The sequence below is a fragment of the Spirillospora sp. NPDC000708 genome, from assembly GCF_040299565.1.
GTDB lineage: Bacteria > Actinomycetota > Actinomycetes > Streptosporangiales > Streptosporangiaceae > Spirillospora.
Genome location: NZ_JBEPCJ010000013.1, coordinates 102,233 through 119,437, shown reverse-complemented (window position 1 = coordinate 119,437; position 17,205 = coordinate 102,233). Strand labels below are relative to the sequence as shown.

General features: G+C 73.3%; 17 protein-coding genes. 10 read left to right on the top strand and 7 right to left on the bottom strand.

The window, feature by feature from the left end:
- The first annotated feature begins 6 nt into the window (after positions 1–6).
- Positions 7–1,206, top strand: coding sequence for an FAD-dependent monooxygenase (locus ABT299_RS12590; RefSeq protein WP_500250777.1), 1,200 nt, complete (start codon positions 7–9; stop codon positions 1,204–1,206).
- On the opposite strand, the gene ABT299_RS12585 is transcribed toward ABT299_RS12590, so the two are convergent.
- Positions 1,187–2,950, bottom strand: a complete 1,764-nt coding sequence (locus ABT299_RS12585) for a protein kinase domain-containing protein (protein ID WP_500250776.1) — start codon at positions 2,948–2,950, stop codon at positions 1,187–1,189. The genes ABT299_RS12590 and ABT299_RS12585 overlap by 20 nt on opposite strands.
- A 135-nt stretch (positions 2,951–3,085) precedes the next feature.
- Between ABT299_RS12585 and ABT299_RS12580 the strand changes: the two genes are divergently transcribed.
- Positions 3,086–3,718, top strand: a complete 633-nt coding sequence (locus ABT299_RS12580) for a hemerythrin domain-containing protein (protein ID WP_500250775.1) — start codon at positions 3,086–3,088, stop codon at positions 3,716–3,718.
- 53 nt (positions 3,719–3,771) lie between these two features.
- On the opposite strand, the gene ABT299_RS12575 is transcribed toward ABT299_RS12580, so the two are convergent.
- Positions 3,772–4,056 (bottom strand): chorismate mutase, encoded by a 285-nt coding sequence (locus tag ABT299_RS12575; protein WP_190868805.1) that lies wholly within the window; start codon positions 4,054–4,056, stop codon positions 3,772–3,774.
- A 32-nt stretch (positions 4,057–4,088) separates the two neighbouring features.
- Positions 4,089–5,423: a GH1 family beta-glucosidase gene (locus ABT299_RS12570; RefSeq protein WP_433143767.1), complete on the bottom strand. Its 1,335-nt coding sequence runs from the start codon at positions 5,421–5,423 to the stop codon at positions 4,089–4,091.
- Positions 5,424–5,563: 140 nt separating this feature from the next.
- On the opposite strand from ABT299_RS12570, the gene ABT299_RS12565 reads away from it, so the two are divergent.
- Both ABT299_RS12565 and ABT299_RS12560 read left to right on the top strand, forming a co-directional pair.
- On the top strand, positions 5,564–6,187 hold the full coding sequence (locus tag ABT299_RS12565; protein WP_347257182.1) for a TetR/AcrR family transcriptional regulator: 624 nt from the start codon (positions 5,564–5,566) through the stop codon (positions 6,185–6,187).
- Between the two features lie 98 nt (positions 6,188–6,285).
- The gene (locus ABT299_RS12560; protein ID WP_347257183.1) at positions 6,286–6,894 is read left to right on the top strand and encodes an LURP-one-related family protein; all 609 of its coding nucleotides are present in this window, start codon (positions 6,286–6,288) and stop codon (positions 6,892–6,894) included.
- Between the two features lie 43 nt (positions 6,895–6,937).
- Here ABT299_RS12560 and ABT299_RS12555 read toward each other — a convergent pair whose 3' ends face one another.
- Positions 6,938–7,543, bottom strand: a complete 606-nt coding sequence (locus ABT299_RS12555) for a response regulator transcription factor (protein WP_387028029.1) — start codon at positions 7,541–7,543, stop codon at positions 6,938–6,940.
- Positions 7,540–8,715: a sensor histidine kinase gene (locus tag ABT299_RS12550; RefSeq protein WP_500250774.1), complete on the bottom strand. Its 1,176-nt coding sequence runs from the start codon at positions 8,713–8,715 to the stop codon at positions 7,540–7,542. The genes ABT299_RS12555 and ABT299_RS12550 overlap by 4 nt, the downstream gene beginning before the upstream one ends.
- Positions 8,716–8,917: 202 nt before the next feature.
- On the opposite strand from ABT299_RS12550, the gene ABT299_RS12545 reads away from it, so the two are divergent.
- The 3 genes from ABT299_RS12545 to ABT299_RS12535 all read left to right on the top strand — a co-directional run bounded on the left by ABT299_RS12545 (position 8,918) and on the right by ABT299_RS12535 (position 12,259).
- Positions 8,918–10,021: a diiron oxygenase gene (locus ABT299_RS12545; RefSeq protein WP_190868809.1), complete on the top strand. Its 1,104-nt coding sequence runs from the start codon at positions 8,918–8,920 to the stop codon at positions 10,019–10,021.
- A gap of 244 nt (positions 10,022–10,265) precedes the next feature.
- Positions 10,266–11,138, top strand: a complete 873-nt coding sequence (locus ABT299_RS12540; protein WP_500250773.1) for a hypothetical protein — start codon at positions 10,266–10,268, stop codon at positions 11,136–11,138.
- 470 nt (positions 11,139–11,608) lie between these two features.
- Entirely contained in the window at positions 11,609–12,259 is a 651-nt protein-coding gene (locus ABT299_RS12535) for a septal ring lytic transglycosylase RlpA family protein (RefSeq protein WP_500250772.1), read from the top strand.
- A gap of 105 nt (positions 12,260–12,364) precedes the next feature.
- On the opposite strand, the gene ABT299_RS12530 is transcribed toward ABT299_RS12535, so the two are convergent.
- Entirely contained in the window at positions 12,365–13,312 is a 948-nt protein-coding gene (locus ABT299_RS12530; protein ID WP_500250771.1) for a prolyl oligopeptidase family serine peptidase, read from the bottom strand.
- 352 nt (positions 13,313–13,664) lie between these two features.
- Here ABT299_RS12530 and ABT299_RS12525 point away from each other — a divergent pair, with 352 nt between their 5' ends.
- Entirely contained in the window at positions 13,665–14,027 is a 363-nt protein-coding gene (locus tag ABT299_RS12525; RefSeq protein WP_151546629.1) for a YkvA family protein, read from the top strand.
- 66 nt (positions 14,028–14,093) lie between these two features.
- On the opposite strand, the gene ABT299_RS12520 is transcribed toward ABT299_RS12525, so the two are convergent.
- On the bottom strand, positions 14,094–14,837 hold the full coding sequence (locus ABT299_RS12520) for an IclR family transcriptional regulator (protein ID WP_387028025.1): 744 nt from the start codon (positions 14,835–14,837) through the stop codon (positions 14,094–14,096).
- Between the two features lie 178 nt (positions 14,838–15,015).
- Here ABT299_RS12520 and ABT299_RS12515 point away from each other — a divergent pair, with 178 nt between their 5' ends.
- Both ABT299_RS12515 and ABT299_RS12510 read left to right on the top strand, forming a co-directional pair.
- Positions 15,016–16,695 (top strand): hypothetical protein, encoded by a 1,680-nt coding sequence (locus ABT299_RS12515; protein WP_500250770.1) that lies wholly within the window; start codon positions 15,016–15,018, stop codon positions 16,693–16,695.
- 204 nt (positions 16,696–16,899) lie between these two features.
- Positions 16,900–17,145, top strand: coding sequence for a TFIIB-type zinc ribbon-containing protein (locus tag ABT299_RS12510; RefSeq protein WP_190865476.1), 246 nt, complete (start codon positions 16,900–16,902; stop codon positions 17,143–17,145).
- Positions 17,146–17,205 lie beyond the last annotated feature (60 nt).

Sequence of the window (17,205 nt, the reverse complement as noted above, 5' to 3'; positions counted from 1 at the left end):
ACCGGCATGAAGAACGTCCTGATCTCCGGCGCCTCGATCGCCGGCCCCGCGCTCGCCCACTGGCTCGCCCGCTACGGCTTCGCCACCACGATCGTCGAGAACACCCCCGGCTTCCGCGACGGCGGCTACGCCGTCGACTTCCGCGGCGACGCGCACCTGACCGTCCTGCGCCGCATGGGCCTCCTCACCGACGTCGAGCGCGCGAAGACCGGCATGGGCGCGATGGCGTACGTGAACAAGGCCGGAAAGCCCGTGGCGACGATGGCGGCCGACCTGTTCGCCGGGGACGTCGAGATCCTCCGCGGCGACCTCGCCCGCATCCTCCTCGACGCCACCCGCGGCACCACCGAGTACGTCTTCGGCGACTCCATCGCGTCCCTCGACGAGGACGCCGACGGCGTGACCGTCTCCTTCGAGCGGTCCGCGCCGCGCCGGTTCGACCTGGTCATCGGCGCGGACGGGCTGCACTCCAACGTCCGCCGCCTCGCGTTCGGGCCGGAGGAGCGGTACGTCCGCGAACTCGGCGTGCACTGCGCGATCTTCAGCGTCCCCAACCACCTCGGCCTCCGGTACACGGGGCACGTCTACCGGACCGGCGGGCAGCTCGCGTCCGTCTACAGCGCCCGCGACAACACCGAGGCCAGGGCCGCGTTCTACTTCGCGTCGCCGGAGACGGGCGTCGACCGCCGGGACGTGGCGGGGCAGCAGCGGATCCTCACCGAGCGGTTCGCCGGCACCGGCTGGGAGTGCGACCGGCTGCTCGCCGAGATGCGGCACGCCCCCGACTTCTACTTCGACGCGGTCGGGCAGGTCCGCATGGACGGGTGGGCGCGCGGGCGGGTCGCGCTCCTCGGCGACGCCGCCTACTGCCCGTCGTCCCTGTCCGGCATGGGCACCGGCCTCGCCATGGTCGGCGCCTACGTGCTCGCGGGCGAGCTGGCCGCCGCGCGCGGCGACCACCGCGTCGCCTTCGCGCGCTACGAGGACGTCATGCGCGACTACGCGGCGGGCTGCCAGAAGATGGGCGACGGCGTCGCCAAGCTGATGATGCCCTCGAACCGCGCCGTGATCGGGCTGCTGAACCGGTACTACAAGCTGCTGCCGTACCTGCCGGGCAAGAACATGGCCGCCAAGATCGCCCGCAGGACGGCCGAGGCGATCGACCTGCCCGACTACGCCGGGGTCCCTACGCGGCCGACGCCGTGAGGCGCCGGAGCGTGATCTTCAGCTTGGGCCTGCCGTCGTCGGCCCCGGTCGCGCCGCCGTCCGTGCCGGCCTTCGCCACCTTGTCGATGACGTCCATCCCGGACGTGACGTGCCCGAACACCGTGTAGTCGGCGGGGATGTCCGCCTCGCCGTACACGATGAAGAACTGGCTCCCGTTGGTGTTCGCGCCCGCGTTCGCCATGGCGACCGTCCCGCGCGCGTACTTGGCGCCGGACGTGTTCTCGTTGGCGAACGCGTAGCCCGGACCGCCCGACCCGGTCCCGGACGGGTCGCCGCACTGGAGCACCTTGAGGGCCGCCGACGTCGTGAGCCGGTGGCAGGACGTCCCGTCGTAGAACTTCTTCCCCGCCAGGTACATGAAGGAGTTCACGGTGCAAGGCGCCTTGGCGCCGTCGAGGTCCATCTTCACGGTGCCGAGGTTCGTCGCCAGCTCGGCGTGGACGGTCGCGGGAAGCTTCGCGGTGGCCGGAGGCGTCCCGACGTCCTTCACGTCACCGCCGGACGACGGCGTGTAACGGCAGTCGCCGCCGATGGCGGCGGTCCCGCCCGAGGGGGTCGTCCGGCTCGCCGACGGGTGGTCGCCGTCGCCGCCGTGGTCCTTGAGCAGCACGGCGGCGGTGGCCGTCCCCGCCGCGAGCAGCGCCACGGCCGCGACCGCGCCCGCGATGACCAGCGCCCTGCCGCCCTTCCGCGGCCCCGGCCCGGAGGGGACGGTCCGACCCGGCGGAAGGAACGGCGGCCCCGGCGGCGGGCTCGGAGCCGTCCCCATACCGGGCGGCATGGGCGGCGGCCCGTCGGGCGGCGCGAAGGCGGGCGGCGCGGGCGCGGGCGGCGGGAGCGCCGCGGCGGTCAGCGTCGCCGCCGCCGACGACCCCTCCTCCAGCAGGTGCGCCTCGCTCCCGTCCTCGCCGAGCAGCCGGACCAGCACCTGCAGCGCCGTCGGGCGCCGCGCCGGGTCCTTCTCCAGGCACGCCGCGACCATCGCGCCGACCTCGCCGCCGAGCACGCCCAGCGCCGGCGGCGCGTACAGCACCCGATGCATGATCGCCGGGACGGTGTCGGTGCCGAACGGCGGAGCCCCGTTCGCCGCGTAGGCCATGGTGCAGCCCCACGCCCACATGTCCAGCGGCGGCCCGCCCGGCGCCCCCGACACCTGCTCGGGCGCCATGTACGCGGGCGTGCCGACCGCGCCCGTCATCGTCGCCGACGTGGCCTCCAGCGGCCGCGCGATGCCGAAGTCGATGACCCTCGGGCCGTCCGGGCCGAGCAGCACGTTCGCGGGCTTGAAGTCGCGGTGCACGACGCCCGCCTCGTGGATCGCCGCCAGCGCCGTCGCGGTGCCGATGGCGAGGCGCCGCAGTTCGGCCTCCGGCAGCGGCCCGCGCCCGCCGACCAGCTCCCGCAGCGACGGCCCCTCGATGTACTCGCTGACGATGTGGGGCGCGTCGCCGCCGGACCCGTCCGCCGGGACGCTCGCGGAGAGCACCCGCGCCGTGCAGAAAGGCGCGACCCGCCGCGCCGCCGACAGCTCCCGCTCGAACAGCGTCCGGGCCCGCTCGTCGCCGTCGACCGAGGCGCGCAGCACCTTCACCGCGACGCGCTCGCCGGTCTCGGACTCGCCCAGGTAGACCGTCCCCTGGGCGCCCTCGCCGATCAGTCCGGTCAGCCGGTACCCGCCGGCTTCGCGCGGGTCGTTCGGACGCAGCGGGCGTGGTTCCGCCATGCGCGGACCTCCAAGGCAACGGGGGAGCTGGAAAGCCTACCGATGCCGCACGGAATCCCTCCGCCGAGGCGGTCACATCGGCGCCGCGCCGTCCGTCAGTGCTGTGAACGACCCGATCGGCCTGAGGAGAACGCGATGAGCAAGCTGGACATGACGTCGATGTACACCTTCCACGACGCGCTCCGCCGGGACCTGCGGCACATCGCCGACGTCACCGCGCGTCCGGACGACGACCCCCGGCGGGTGCTGGCCACCGCCGTCGGCTGGGAGCTGTTCAAGAAGGCGCTGCACGCGCACCACACCGCGGAGGACGAGGCGCTGTGGCCGGTGATGCGCGAGGCCCTCGCCGGGCGCCCGGACGGGCTGGCGCTGCTGGACGCGATGGAGGCCGAGCACGCGGCGGTGGACCCCGTGGTCGAGGCGATCGACGCGGCGCTCGCCGACCGCGAGTCCGGGCCCGCGCGGCTCGGCGGGCTGACGGACACGCTGGCCACCGCGCTGGGCGGGCACCTCAAGCACGAGGAGGACGAGGCGCTGGCGCTGATCGACGCGACCCTGTCCGAGGCGCAGTGGCTGGAGTTCGGCCAGGCGAGCGGCAAGTACGTCGGGCCGGACGCGCCGCGGGTCATCCCGTGGATGCTGGACGGCGCGTCCGAGGGCGCGGCGGCGGCGATGCTGGCGTCGCTCCCCGAGCCCGTCCGCGCGACCTACGCGAACGAGTGGGTCCCCGCGTACAAGGCCCTCGACCTGTGGGGCGCCCGCGCTTAGGGGAGGCCGCGGAGAACCGAGTCGATCTCGCTGAGGAGGGCGAGGGCCATCGGTCAGGGGGCGGTGCGGCGGGCGTGCTCGTCGAGTTCGAGGTCGATGAACGCGCCGATCATCGCCCGCCACACCGCCTCGGCGACCTCGGGGGACAGGCCGGCGGACGCGGCGCGCTCGCGCGCCAGGGCGACGACCTGCTCGACGCGGCCCGGCGCGCGGACGGCGCCCGCGTCGGCCTTGAACGCGGCGGCGGCCCGGACGAGCCCCTGCCGTTCGGCGAGGAGCCGGACGAGGTCGCCGTCGATGGCGTCGATGCGGGCGCGGACGTCCGAGAGCGAATCCATACCGGGATCTTGGCAGGGGCGTCCGGTGCGCGTCACTTCGGCGGGGCCGTGATGAGGTCCCGGTACCAGCCGTACGACCTCTTCGGCGTCCGCTTCTGCGTCTCGTAGTCGACGTGGACGAGCCCGAAGCGCGGGTGGTACCCCTCGGCCCACTCGAAGTTGTCGAGCAGGGACCAGGCGTAGTAGCCGCGGATGTCGATGCCGTCGTCGATGGCGGTCCGCATCGCGGCGATGTGCGCGTCGAGGAACTCGATGCGGGCCGTGTCGTCCACCGTGCCGTCGGGGGCGACCTCGTCGGGGAAGGAGCAGCCGTTCTCGGTGACGTAGAGCGGCGGCAGCCCGTTCGAGTACCGCGCGCGCAGCGTCCGCAGCAGGGACAGGAACGCGTCGGGGACGATCGGCCAGCCCATCCCCGTCACGGGGTACTCGGTGATGTCCACCATGTCGAAGGGCAGCGGGCCGTCCGCGGGCGGCGCCTTGAGGCGGGTCGGCTGGTAGTAGTTCACGCCGAGGAAGTCGATCGGCGAGGCGATGACCGACATGTCCAGGTCGTGGACGTACGGCCCGAGGTCGGGGCCGCCGAGCGCGGTGAGGTCGGGGTAGGCGCCGGTCAGGACCGGGTCGGTGAACATCCGGTTCATGAAGGCGTCGAACGCGAGCGCGGCGTCCCGGTCGGCGCCGGACGCCGGATCGGCGGGCCAGGCCGGCGAGTAGTGGTTGGTCAGGCCGACGCGGCGGGCGCCGCCGCCGCGCAGCGCGGTGACGGCGAGGCCGTGGCCGAGGAGCTGGTGGTGGGCGGTCGGCAGCGCGTCCAGCATCAGCGTCCTGCCGGGCGCGTAGACGCCGAACGCGTACCCGTAGGCGGTGACGACGACCGGCTCGTTCAGCGTGATCCACATGCCGACGCGGTCGGCGAGGCGGTCGGCGGCGCGGTAGGCGTACTCGGCGAACCGGTAGGCGGTGTCGCGGTTCATCCAGCCGCCGGCGTCCTCCAGCGGCTGGGGCAGGTCCCAGTGGTAGAGGGTGACGGCGGGCTCGATGCCGGCGGCGAGCAGGGCGTCGACGAGCCGGTCGTAGAAGTCCAGGCCGCGCGGGTTGGCGGCGCCGCTGCCGGTCGGCTGGACGCGCGGCCACGCGAGGGAGAACCGGTAGGAGTTCACGCCGAGCTCCTTCATCAGCCCGACGTCCTCCGGCCACCGGTGATAGTGGTCACAGGCGACGTCACCGGTGTGCCCGTCCCGCACCCGGCCCGGGGTGTGGGCGAAGACGTCCCAGGTCGACGGCCCGCGGCCGTCCTCGTGCACGGCGCCTTCGACCTGGTAGGCGGCGGTCGCGACGCCCCAGCGGAAGCCCTCCGGAAACCCCATCCGTCCCTTTCCCCTGAACGCGAATCCCCTTCGGACTTTACGGGGCGGGGTGGTCGCGGCGGAAGGGTCCCGTGACCGCGGGGTGGGGAAGGCCGTTCCGGCCATGACCGAGCATGGCGCGTTCGGGTGACAATGGTGGCGTGACCGAGATCCGCACGCCGCTCCGCCGACGTCCCGCCCAGCGCCGCAGCGCCGAACGCGTCCAGCGGATGCTCGACGCGTGCGCGGACATCCTGGAGGAGGACGGCTACGACGGCCTGACCACCACGCGGATCGCCCAGCGCGCCGAGGTCGCGATCGGCTCGGTGTACCAGTTCTTCCCGGACAAGCGGGCGGTCGCGCAGGCGCTCGCGCTGCGCAACCTGGAGGTGTTCGGGGAGCGGATCTCGGCGCGGCTCGCCGCCGGCGCGTTCGCCGACTGGTCCGACACCGTCGGCGTGATCATCGAGATCTTCGTCGAGATGCACCGCACCGTGCCGGGGTTCCGGGTGCTGCGCTTCGGCGACGTCGCCGACGTGAACCTGCTCGACTCCGACGCCGACAACAACGCGGTGGTCGCCGACCGGCTGCGCGAGATGATCGTCGAGACGTTCGGCGTGCAGGACACCCCCGGCCTCGCCACCGCCCTGGCCATCGCGGTGGAGGCGGGCGACGCGGTGCTGAAGATGGCCTTCCGCCGCGACCCGGACGGCGACCCGCTGATCGTCGCGGAGGCGGAGCGGCTGATCCACGGGTACCTCGCGGGGCACATCCAGGAGGCCTGACCCGCGCCTCTCGCCGGTCACCATTTGGTATTTCGTCCGGACATCTCCCTCAGCTCGTCGTTTGTGGCAGACTCGCGCGAAAACGCGACGGGACGAGGGTGAGTTCGCTGGACGCAGAGCGGCTCCAGGCGCAGCACCGGCTGCTGATCCGGCAGCGGGTCCGCCTGATGGTCAACCAGTACGAGGTGCACGCCGAGAACCCGGACGGCGGGGAGGGCGAACTGCTCGCGTTCGCGCAGCAGAAGCGGCTGGCGTTCAAGGAGCAGGTCACGCTCTACTCCGACGACTCCAAGACCCGCCCGATCCTCGGCTTCAAGGCGCGCAAGCGCATCGACCTGGCGTCGGCCTACGACATCACCGACGCGGACGGGCGGCCCATCGGGCTCTTCCGCAAGGACTTCAAGAAGTCGCTGATCGCCTCGACCTGGCATCTGGAGCAGCCCGGCCTCGGCGTGACGACGGGCAGCGAGCGCAACAAGTTCGTCGCGGTGCTGCGCCGGGTGTGGGGCTTCATCCCGTACGCGGAGAACCTGCCGTTCGCGTGGCCGTACCACTTCGACTTCTACGCGGGCGACCAGGTCGTCTTCTCGGTGGAGAAGAAGTTCGGCCTCCGCGACCGCTACGTGGTCGACATCAAGGACCCGCGCCTGGACCGCCGGCTCGTCGTCGCCCAGGCCGTCGCGCTCGACGCCCTCCAGTCCCGCTGACCGGCGGCCGGGCCGCCCGTCCCTCGGGACGTGGGCGGCGCGGCTACAGCCAGCCCTGCGCGCGGGCCGTGTGGACGGCCTCGATGCGGTTGCGGGCGCCGACCTTGTTGATGGCGGACGACAGGTAGTTGCGGACGGTCCCCTCCGACAGGTGCAGCCGGCCCGCGATGTCGGCGACCGTGGACCCGTCCGCGCCCGCCTCCAGCACGTCGCGCTCGCGCGGCGACAGCGGGTTCGGGCCCGCGCTGAGCGCGGCGGCGGCGAGCGCCGGGTCGATGACGCGCTCGCCCGCGACGACCCGGCGGATCGCGGCGGCCAGCTCCTGCGCCGGGCCGTCCTTCACCAGGAACGCCGACGCGCCGGCCTCCATCGCGCGGCGCAGGTAGCCGGGCCGGCCGAACGTCGTCAGGATCATGATCTTGCAGTCGGGCACGGCGGCGCGGATCTCCGGCGCGGCGGCGAGGCCGTCCCGGTCCGGCATCTCGATGTCCAGCAGCACGACGTCCGGCCGGGTCCGGGCCGCGACCGCGACGGCCTCCGCGCCGCCGGACGCCTCGCCGACGACCTCCAGGTCGGCCTCCAGCCCGAGCAGCGCGGCCAGGGCGCCCCGCACCATCCGCTGGTCCTCGGCGAGCATCACGCGGATCACGTGGCGGACTCTACCGCCGCCCTCTCCGCGCCGGCCCGGCCGAGCGGGACGCGCACCGCCAGCCGGAAGCCGCCGCCGTCGCGCCGGCCGGCCGCCACGGTCCCGCCCGCGTCCGCGACCCGCTCCGCGAGGCCCTCCAGGCCGTGGCCCGGCGCGTGCCCCTCGCCGGGCTGCCCGCACCCGTCGTCGACGATCTCCAGGGTGGCGGCACCGTCCGCCCGGCCGACGGTGATCGTGACGCGGCGGGCGCGGGCGTGCCGCACGACGTTGGTGACGCCCTCGCGGACGGCCCAGCCGAACAGCCCGTCGACCTGGTCGGGCAGCGGCGTCCCGGACGTCCGCACCTCGGCCTCGATCTCGGCGGCCGCCAGCACCGCGCGGGCGCCGTCCAGCTCCCCGGTGAGGTCGCGCCGCCGGTAGCCGGAGATCGCGGCGCGGACGTCGGCGAGGGACTGGCGCGCCACCGACTCGATGTCGCGCACCTCCGCCATCGCGCGATCGGTGTCCTGCTCGCCAAGCCGCCGCGCCAGCTCGCTCTTCAGCACGATCAGCGACAGGCTGTGCCCGAGCAGGTCGTGCAGGTCGCGGGCGATGCGCAGCCGCTCGTCGGCGGCGGCGAGCCGGGCGACCTCGCCGCGCGCCACCCGGAGCTGCTGGACGAGCGTGCGGGCGTGCCGGAACCCGACCATCATCAGCCCGAGCGACAGCGAGGTGACGGTGATGACCGGCAGCGCGCCCACGGCGCCGTCGATCAGCGCGCACTGCAGCGAGGCCAGCGCGGTCGCGCCGCCGACGCCCCAGAGCACCCGGTCCATCGGCAATGCCATCGCGAAGATCATCGACAGGTAGACCGGGGTGCCGATCCACTCGTCCCCGAACGCGAACGGCAGCACGGCGCTGACCACCGCGAACGCGGCGAGCAGCGTGCGGGTGAGCGGCCCGATCGGGTCGACCCAGCTGCGCATGCTCAGCGGCGTCGCGTAGTACAGGCCGATGAACGCGCCGAGGCCGAGGACGGCGAGGGCGAGCCTGGTGCCGCTGTAGCCGGTGACGACATGGGCGAGCGGGATCATGTAGATGAGGCCGAACGTCGACCAGAACGCGCGCCGCCGCCGGGACCGGCCGGGATCGGGCCCGTCCAGATCCTCGCTGTCGAACATCCTCAGGCTCATGACGCCTGAATCGTATGCCGATGCCCAGGTCGGAGGGTCAGTGAGCGTTGTCGTGGGTTCGGGATGACTTTTGTCATGGTCATCTTGCCCGCGCTTGGGGTCTGGCCTGCTCGCGCTTTACATGTTACGAAGGTATGTAAAGCGGTGGGCGGAGCACACCACGCGTCGCGACGGTGCGGCGCCACCCCGAGGAGGATCCCCCGTGAGTTCCTACGACCTCTACTCCACGCCCGTGCCCACGGAGACGTGGAACGTCCCCATGGCGGGCGACGCCCGGTTCACCTGGGAGTACGACGAGGGCCGCGACCGGCTGCTGAGCCTGTACCAGAAGGGCAAGGACAAGCAGTGGGACGCGACGAAGCGCATCGACTGGGACCTTGAGGTCGATCCGGTCAACGTCGCCGGGCTGCCGGAGAACTTCAACCCCCTCGTCGGCTCCGACATCTGGGACAAGATGTCACAGAAGGAGCGGGACGAGTTCGGCCGCCACCAGGGCTCCTGGCTGTTCAGCCAGTTCCTGCACGGCGAGCAGGGCGCGCTGAACGTGTCGGCGCGCATCGTCCAGTCCGTGCCCGACCTGGACTCGAAGTTCTACGCCGCCACGCAGACGATGGACGAGGCGCGGCACGTGGAGCTGTACGCGAAGTTCGTGCACGAGAAGATCGGCATGTACTACCCGATCAACCAGGACCTGGCGAAGCTGCTCGCCGAGTCGCTGGAGGACAGCCGCTGGGACCTGCCCTACCTCGGCATGCAGGTGCTCATCGAGGGCCTCGCCCTCGCCGCCTTCGGGCTGTACCGCGACATGTCGACGAACCCGCTGGTCAAGCAGCTGCTCGCGTACGTGATGCAGGACGAGGCGCGGCACGTCGCGTTCGGCCGGCTGGCGCTCAAGGACTACTACGCGGAGCTCACCGACAAGGAGCGGGCCGAGCGCGAGGAGTTCGTGGTCGAGGGCTGCTACCTGATGCGCGACCGGTTCAAGGGCCGCGAGGTGTTCGAGCAGCTGGACATGCCGGTCGACAAGTGCATGGAATACGTCGACAACTCGGATATGTACACGCTCTACCAGTCGCTGCTCTTCAGCCGTATCGTGCCGTGCGTCCGGGACGTCGGCCTTTGGGGTGACAAGGTGAAGGCCGCCTATGCCGACATGGGCGTCCTCGACAATGCCAAGGCCGACCTCGAAGCGCTGATGCGGCAGGACGAGGAGATCGCCGAGAAGGTCGACGAGGAGAAGTACGCGGCCGAGCTGGCCGCCCGCAAGACCGAGGTCGACGAGGCCATCGCGCTCGGCGCGGAGTGACGCCGGGCCGCCGGAAGGCCCCCGCGCCGGAGTAACGGCGCGGTGAAACGCGGGGACGCCCACGGGCGTCCCCGCGTCGCATTTCCGTAGATCTTCCCCGCCCGCCTCCGATCGATTTTCGAATTCGGCATACGCGGCATCCGGGCTGTACTAACGTGCCCGCTCGACGGTGCGCCGGAGAACGCACGCCATGGGCGCACGCACACCGCGCAGAGTCGATCCGAGAATGTCGGGGGAAATACGTATGAACCGATCCGCCAGAAATCTGCTGGGCCTGTCCGCGGCCGCCCCGCTGGCCGCGGCGCTGGCCCTGTCCGCCGCGCCGGCGAACGCCGCGCAGGGCCCGGTCGCCGACCTCGTATACGGGACGGTCGGCCAGGTCGGCCCGGCGCTGCCGCCGGTGGCGCTGCCCGCCCCCGTCTCCGACACCGCGAGCCGCACCCTGGAGTCGGCGGCCGGCACCGCGGACGGCGCGGTCGCCTCCGCGGCCCGTCCCGGGCGGAGCGCCGGCCTGGGCAAGGGCCTGCCCGTGTCCCGCACCGCCTCCGCGGCGGGCTCCGCCGCCCGCGCCTGCCGGGTCGACCCGATGAAGACGGTCGACGGCACCCGGGTCACGCGGCTGCTGCCGCACCAGACGATGGCGCTGACGCCCGGCCGGGACGGCGCGCCGATCTCCGCCCCGCGCAGCGGGAGCTGCGTCGGCGCGGCGAACCGCACCGCCTCCGGGTCCGGGCAGGCGTCCGGGCTGCCGGCTCCGGTCGGGGAGGCCGCCAAGGTGCCCGGACGGGTCGTCGGGCGCGTCACGTCCGTCCCGAAGCGGGTCGTGCACAGCAAGGTCGGGAAGGCGCTGCCGACCGGCCGCTCCGCCGCGTCCGGCGGTTCCGGCGGGCCGCTGGGCGACGCGGTGGCCCTCGGGCTGCCGGGCGACGCCTCCTCGCTGCGCTCCGCCGCGCCGATCTCGATGGTGCTCCCGGACGGGGCGGGGCTGCGGCGTGCCAGGCCGGCGCCGCAGAGCCTCACCGGCGAGGCCGGCGACACCGTGAAGACGATGCAGTCGCAGGTCGGCAGCGTCGTCAACGTGCTGAAGACGCGCGAGCGGCCGTCCGACACCCACTGACGAAATCACCTCGGAACGGGGCGTTCCGGAGATGCCAAGTGCATCCCGGAACGCCCCGTTTTGCTGCCTAACGAACGCTTGTTATATGTCCGAGATCACACCTTCCATGGCGAGTAAATTGGATCTTGAAATGCGCTCACCCAGCGAAGTCGATCGGCTTCGCAGGGCAAAAAGAGAGGTGACAAACCCCACATTGTTCGGGCCTGCGCTTGATTCACTCCGGACGCAACGTACGGTCAAGGACTTGTGCGGCGCTTTCGAGATCAAAAGTGAAGATGCAACGCAGCCGCACCTGCCGGACGCCGAAGCCGCGATGACGCGGCCGCGCTCAGCGAGAGCGCGCAGACGGGCCTTGGAGCCCATGGGCGGTGCGGGTCTCGGGGGACGAGGAGGTCGCCCCGGCGCGCCGCGAGAACGGCGCTGAGAAACGCCGGGCGTCCGGGGTCCTGTCCCCTACCGAAGGATTCTTCGTGGGCAACCCTGACGAACGACATCGTCTTCACGCGCGCCTTCGCGCCCGCCTTCAGCGGCCGCACCTGCGCACCCTAATGATCGTTTCCGGCGTCGCCGCCGCCGTTCTCGCGGTGGGCGCGTTCGCCGTCGCCAACGGCCGCAAGGCCCCGGCCGACTCGGCCCAGGCCGCGCAGACCGCACCGGGCGCGACCGTCCCGAAGGCGGACCCGCCGAGGCCGGAGCCGTCCCGGGCCAGCCGCGGCGGGCCGCGCGACCCCAACCCGAAGCACACCGGGAAGAAGGCCGAGCCCAAGAAGAAGGCGCGGTCGGAGGCCGTCGCCGAGCACAAGACCAGGCCGCAGAAGAAGGCGAAGGTCCTGCAGTCCGGCTCGTGCGAGGCGTCCTTCTACGGCGAGGGGCAGATGACCGCGAGCGGTGAGCCCTTCAACCCGAGCGCCCTCACCGCGGCGCACAAGACGCTGCCGATGGGCTCCAAGGTCCGCGTGACCAACAAGAACAACGGCCGGTCGGTCATCGTCCGCATCAACGACCGGGGCCCGTACGCGGGCGGCCGCTGCCTGGACCTGTCCACAGCGGCGATGAAGAAGGTCGGCGGCACCGGATCGGGCGTCATCCCGGTCCGCTACGAGGTCCTCTCGAAGGGCTGAGTTCCACCACGCGCAACCCGCCTCGCGGGCGCTCGATGCTGCCCGCGAGGCGGACGACGGCCGCCTGAACGCGTCGGCGGGTCCGCCTGCTGGGGCGTCCGCCCGTCAGCGCGTGACGGGCGTCGGGGCCGGATAGGGCGCGGTGTCGGTGCCCGGCGCCGCCGCGGGCGCCGCGTCCTGCTCCTGCCCCGAGTCCCACTGCTCGGCCTGCGCCGCCTCCGGCCGGACGTCCGCGAGGCGCTCCCGGAACCAGTCGGTGAGCAGGCCGTCGACGCGGACGGCGTCGGTGATCGGCGGGCGCGGCTCGGTGCCGGGCTCGGCGGCGAGCGCGTGGCCCATCCGGAACGCGGCGTGCTCCACCGCGCCCGCGCCGCGCCGCTGCAGCACGTCCCGGAACGCGGTGACCTCGCCGGCCGGGACGACCCGGTCGCGGGCGCCGCCGACCAGCAGCAGCGGCACGTCCCGCGCGGCGATGTCGCCGGCGAGCGCGCCGAGGTCGAGGCGGTCGGCGAGCTCCTGCGCGGTCTCGCTCCACGTCCGCTCGCGCGCGGCGCGCCGCTCCACCGCGCGCGCCGCCCGCGCCGGGGCGACGACGGGCGCGACGGCGGCGGCCGCGCTCACCGCGACCTCGCCGCGCGCGACGGCCAGCAGCGCCGCCGCGCCGCCCGCGCTGAACCCGGCGAGCGCGACGGGCCCGTCCGGCAGCGCCAGGTCGCGGCGCAGCTCGGCGACCGCGGCGGGCAGCCCGGCCGCGGCCTGCTCGACCGCGCGGCCGTACGCCTCGATGGCCTCGGTCTCCAGGATCGCGCCCGAGCCGAGCCCGCCCGGCGAGCGGCCGGGCAGGTCGAGGTAGACGCGCCACACCGGTACGCCCGTCATCGGGATCGCCGCCGCGAGCGCGGCCGCGGTCCGCGGCGGGTCGAAACCGGGCCAGGCGAGCATCAGCCGGGTCGGCCCGGACGCGGTCGCGTCGACCGCGGTGGGCGGGAGCGCCACGTAGGCGGCGCCCGCCACGGTGCCGTGGACGGGTCTGTTCAGATGGTCGCCGCTCATGTCGTGGATCAGCTCCTGCGGTGCTCGACGGGCGGTGCCGGTCGTGCCTCGGGGAGGCGGCGCCCCTCCCGCGAGGACCTCTCATGCTGGCAGCGGGCGCCGGCCATTGCGCCGTAATCCCCGCACGTTGCCCGCGAGAGTGACGAAGAACTCACTTCCGGTAACCCGATCGGTGCCGTGCGGGCACCGTGCCGGCGCCCGCTGACGATCATTACGGCGACCGCCGCGGCGCACCGGTCGTGATCCGGGCCTCATGGTCCACCGGAGGGAACAAAACCGGCATCGGTCACGTCATAGAGGGACGTGGGCGCTGCGGGGGCGCGCCCTCACGACCCCTGACCGAGGAGCACCTGTGGACAGGAAGCGCAGGACGGCCGCCGCCGGGCAGGCCTGGCAGATCTACAGCGAGACCCTCCAGCCCGACGTGCCCGGCTTCTGGGAGCGGTTCCGCGCCGTGCCGCGCATGCTGAAGTCGGTCCTGCGCGGCCAGTACAAGGGGATGTCCTTCGGGACGCTCGGCCTGCTCGCGCTCGGGCTGGTGTACATCATCTCCCCGATCGACGCGATCCCGGACGTCATCCCGATCGCCGGCATCGCCGACGACACCGGCCTCGCGCTGTGGCTCGCGGCGGTGCTCGTCAAGTCCGCCGGCGACTTCGTCATGTGGGAGCGCAGCGGCCGCCCGACCGTCATCGTGGGCGAGCCGATCGACTAGCCGCCCGGGGGCCGGGCCGCCTCAGACCCGGCCCCGGCCCCGCCCCGCGCCCCGGGACGGGGCGCGTCAGGCGCCGCCCAGTTCCTTCGCGAACCGGTCCGCCGCGTCCCGCACGATCGGGACCACGTCGGCGACCGCCTCATGCGTCATCCGGCCGGACGGCCCCGACACCGACAGCGCCGTCAGCGCGGGCGCGCCCCGCAACGGCACCGCGACGCACCGCACCCCGATCTCCTGCTCCTCGTCGTCCAGCGCGAAGCCCTGCTCGCGGACGCGGCGCAGCTCGGCCAGCAGCGCGTCCTGGTCGGTGAACGTGTTCGGCGTGTGCGCGGCCATCCCCGTCCGGCCGAGGATCTCGCGGACGCGCTCGTCCGGCAGCTGCGACAGCAGTGCCTTCCCGACGCCCGTGCAGTGCGGCTGCACCCGCCGCCCCACTTCGGTGAACATCCGCATCGAGTGCTTGGACGGCACCTGCGCCACGTACACGGCCTCGTCGCCCTCCAGCACGGCCATGTTCGCGGTCTCGCCCACGTCGTCCACCAGCCGCGCCAGGACGGGACGCGCCCACGTCCCCAGCAGCCGGTTCGCGGTCTCGCCGAGCCGGATGAGCCGCGGGCCCAGCGCGTACCGCTTCGACGGCTCCTGCCGCACGTACCCGTGGTTCACCAGCGTCCGCATCAACCGGTAGATGGTCGGCATCGGCAGCCCGGACACCTCGGTCAGCTCCGACAGCGCCATCTCGCCGCCCGCGTCCGCCAGATGCTCCAGCAGCTCGAACGCGCGCTCCAGCGACCGTACGGCCTCCGCCACCCGCGTCTCCTCTCCTCGCGAATCACCCGATTCTACGGAGATCTGATTTCACTACGCGAAAGAGGGTCCCGGTCAGGTTACTCATGGCGACACTCTGGCAATGAATGACTACGGACTGCAACGAATCAGTCGCCCCCCTGGACGCAACAGAGACAGTGAATCCGCGAGAGGGGACCCCGTGCGAACCGGTGGCAGCAGGACCCGCAGCAGGGCGCGCGTCGGCGCGATCATGGCGGGCGGCGCGCTCGCCGTACCGCCGATGATGCTCACCGGGGCGTCCGCGAACGCGAACCAGTCCGACGTCCGGCTCCTCACCCGGACCTCGACGTCCGCGGCCGCCGTCGCCGGACCCGCCTACGCGCTCGGCCACACCGTCCGCGTCCGCGCCGAGGGCGGCGTCGCGCACCACGCCGTCCTGCGCCTCCTCGCCGCCGACCCGCTCGCCTGGGCGGACCGCCCGCCGGGCTGCGCCCGGCTGGACTCCGGCCACGAACTGCGCTGCGACCTCGGCGACGTGGGCGGCGCGACGGTGACGAGGACCGCCGCCGTCTCCGTCCCGGCCTCCGCCGTGGAGCGCCCGTCGGGGACGCGGCCGTCCATCGTCACCATCGCCGCGGCCGACAACGCCGAACCCCGCACGTCCCGCGCCGTCTTCCATCTCCCGCCCGGCGGGGGCCAGTCCGCGACGGCCGACGCGCCGCCCGCCCAGCCCCAGTCCGCGCCCAACGAGGGCGACGCGCACTGCACCGCCGACGCACCCGGCTCCGGCAAGCCCTGCCATGACGCCGCGCCCGGCGGCCACGCCGCCCCGGCCTCGCACTGCCACAAGCCCCGGACGGCGACCGGCCCCGCCCAACCCCACCCCGCGAACCAGGGCCGGCCGGTGCACCATGCCGGACCGCCGCAGCAGCCTCACCCGAAGCCGCGCGCCCATCCCGTCCAGCCGATGCCCCCGGCCCAACCGCCCACCAACGTGCAGGCACCCGCACACGGGAAGCCGCCCGCACACGTGAAGCCCTCCGGGCATGGGAAGCGGCCGCATCACGGGACGCCCGCCGGCCAGGGCGTCACGGCTTACGACACGCCGAGCCACCACGCTGCCCCGAAGCAGCACGCCGCACCGAGCCAGCAGTACACCGCACCGAAGCAGTACACGGCGCCGAAGCAGTACACGGCGCCGAAGCAGCAGACGGCGCCCAAGCAGTACACCGCGCCGAAGCAGCACAGCGTGACCGTTGACGGCGGTGCGCCGAGCGGTGCCGCCGGCGGGAGCGGCGCGCACAGCCATCACACCTGGTCGTACGGCGACGACGGGCCGTCCGAGCTCGGCGTCCCGTGGGACGACGACGCGCCCGCCGCCGGGAAGCACAAGCATCGCGGCGGGACGTCGGCGGGGAGCGCTTCGTCGACCGAGGACGGGTACCCGGCCGACGACTGGACGGGGACGGACGGCGGCAGGGGCTACGGCGGCACCACCGGAGCCGGGCACGTGAACGAGGAGCAGGTGCCGAACCTGCCCGTCGTGCCGTCCCCGGGACGGCCGGGCGTCGCGCTGCCGCCGCTGAACGCGCCGGGCGCGATGCCGGTGCCGAACAGCCAGGCCATGGCGGGCACGACGAGCGACGGCGGCGACCGCGGCGACGGCCGGATGACGCTGGTGTCGCCGGTCGGCATGGAGCAGGGCAACGGGACGGACTGGGCCGTGGTGCTCGGCGTCGCGATCGTCGCGGAGATCGGCCTGTTGTGGGGCGCCGCGTGCTTCGGCCTGTGGCGGCGCCGGATCGCGCTGTACCGCGCGGAGACCCGCGCGGCCGAGGCGAGGGCGGAGGCCGCCGCCCGAGGCGGCGCCTACATCTGACGGCCCCGGCCGCAGGGGTGCGCTGACCCGGCGCGGCGCGTCGTCCGCGTCCGGTTCGTCCGAAATGCCGATGGGAACGGGCGGGGCGGCGGTCGCGGGCAGGTGATTCGTTCGCGGATGACCCGGCCCGGTGCCAAATAGGGGATCGTGTCAGTAAGCTGATCCGCTGTCAGTAAAGCTGCGGTCACGGACAGGGGATCCGGTATGTCAGAGGCGTCGATGCGGTGTCCGAAGTGCGCGTCCGCGCTCGACACCCACGAACGGCACGGCGTGGTGATCGAGGAATGCCCGGGCTGCAAGGGCGTGTTCCTCGACCGCGGCGAACTGGAGCAGCTGATCGACGCGGAGAGCCGCTACCTGGCCGAACTCCCCGAGGCGGAGAACCCCGACACCACCTACCAGGGACGGCACCGGCGTGGGATCATGCAGCAGATCTTCGCGGACCACTAGGCTCGGACCACTACTGCGCACACGGTCGGTAACGGTGCCTGCGCCCAGACGTGAAAAGGC

Bases quoted from the DNA above. Each gene is read 5' to 3' on its own strand.
- ABT299_RS12540 (WP_500250773.1), top strand. From the start codon at position 10,266: ATGAACCGATCCGCCAGAAATCTGCTGGGCCTGTCCGCGGCCGCCCCG.
- ABT299_RS12550 (WP_500250774.1), bottom strand. From the start codon at position 8,715: ATGAGCCTGAGGATGTTCGACAGCGAGGATCTGGACGGGCCCGATCCC.
- ABT299_RS12570 (WP_433143767.1), bottom strand. From the start codon at position 5,423: ATGGGGTTTCCGGAGGGCTTCCGCTGGGGCGTCGCGACCGCCGCCTAC.
- ABT299_RS12530 (WP_500250771.1), bottom strand. From the start codon at position 13,312: ATGAGCGGCGACCATCTGAACAGACCCGTCCACGGCACCGTGGCGGGC.
- ABT299_RS12510 (WP_190865476.1), top strand. From the start codon at position 16,900: ATGTCAGAGGCGTCGATGCGGTGTCCGAAGTGCGCGTCCGCGCTCGAC.
- ABT299_RS12575 (WP_190868805.1), bottom strand. From the start codon at position 4,056: ATGGATTCGCTCTCGGACGTCCGCGCCCGCATCGACGCCATCGACGGC.
- ABT299_RS12580 (WP_500250775.1), top strand. From the start codon at position 3,086: ATGAGCAAGCTGGACATGACGTCGATGTACACCTTCCACGACGCGCTC.
- ABT299_RS12590 (WP_500250777.1), top strand. From the start codon at position 7: ATGAAGAACGTCCTGATCTCCGGCGCCTCGATCGCCGGCCCCGCGCTC.
- ABT299_RS12585 (WP_500250776.1), bottom strand. From the start codon at position 2,950: ATGGCGGAACCACGCCCGCTGCGTCCGAACGACCCGCGCGAAGCCGGC.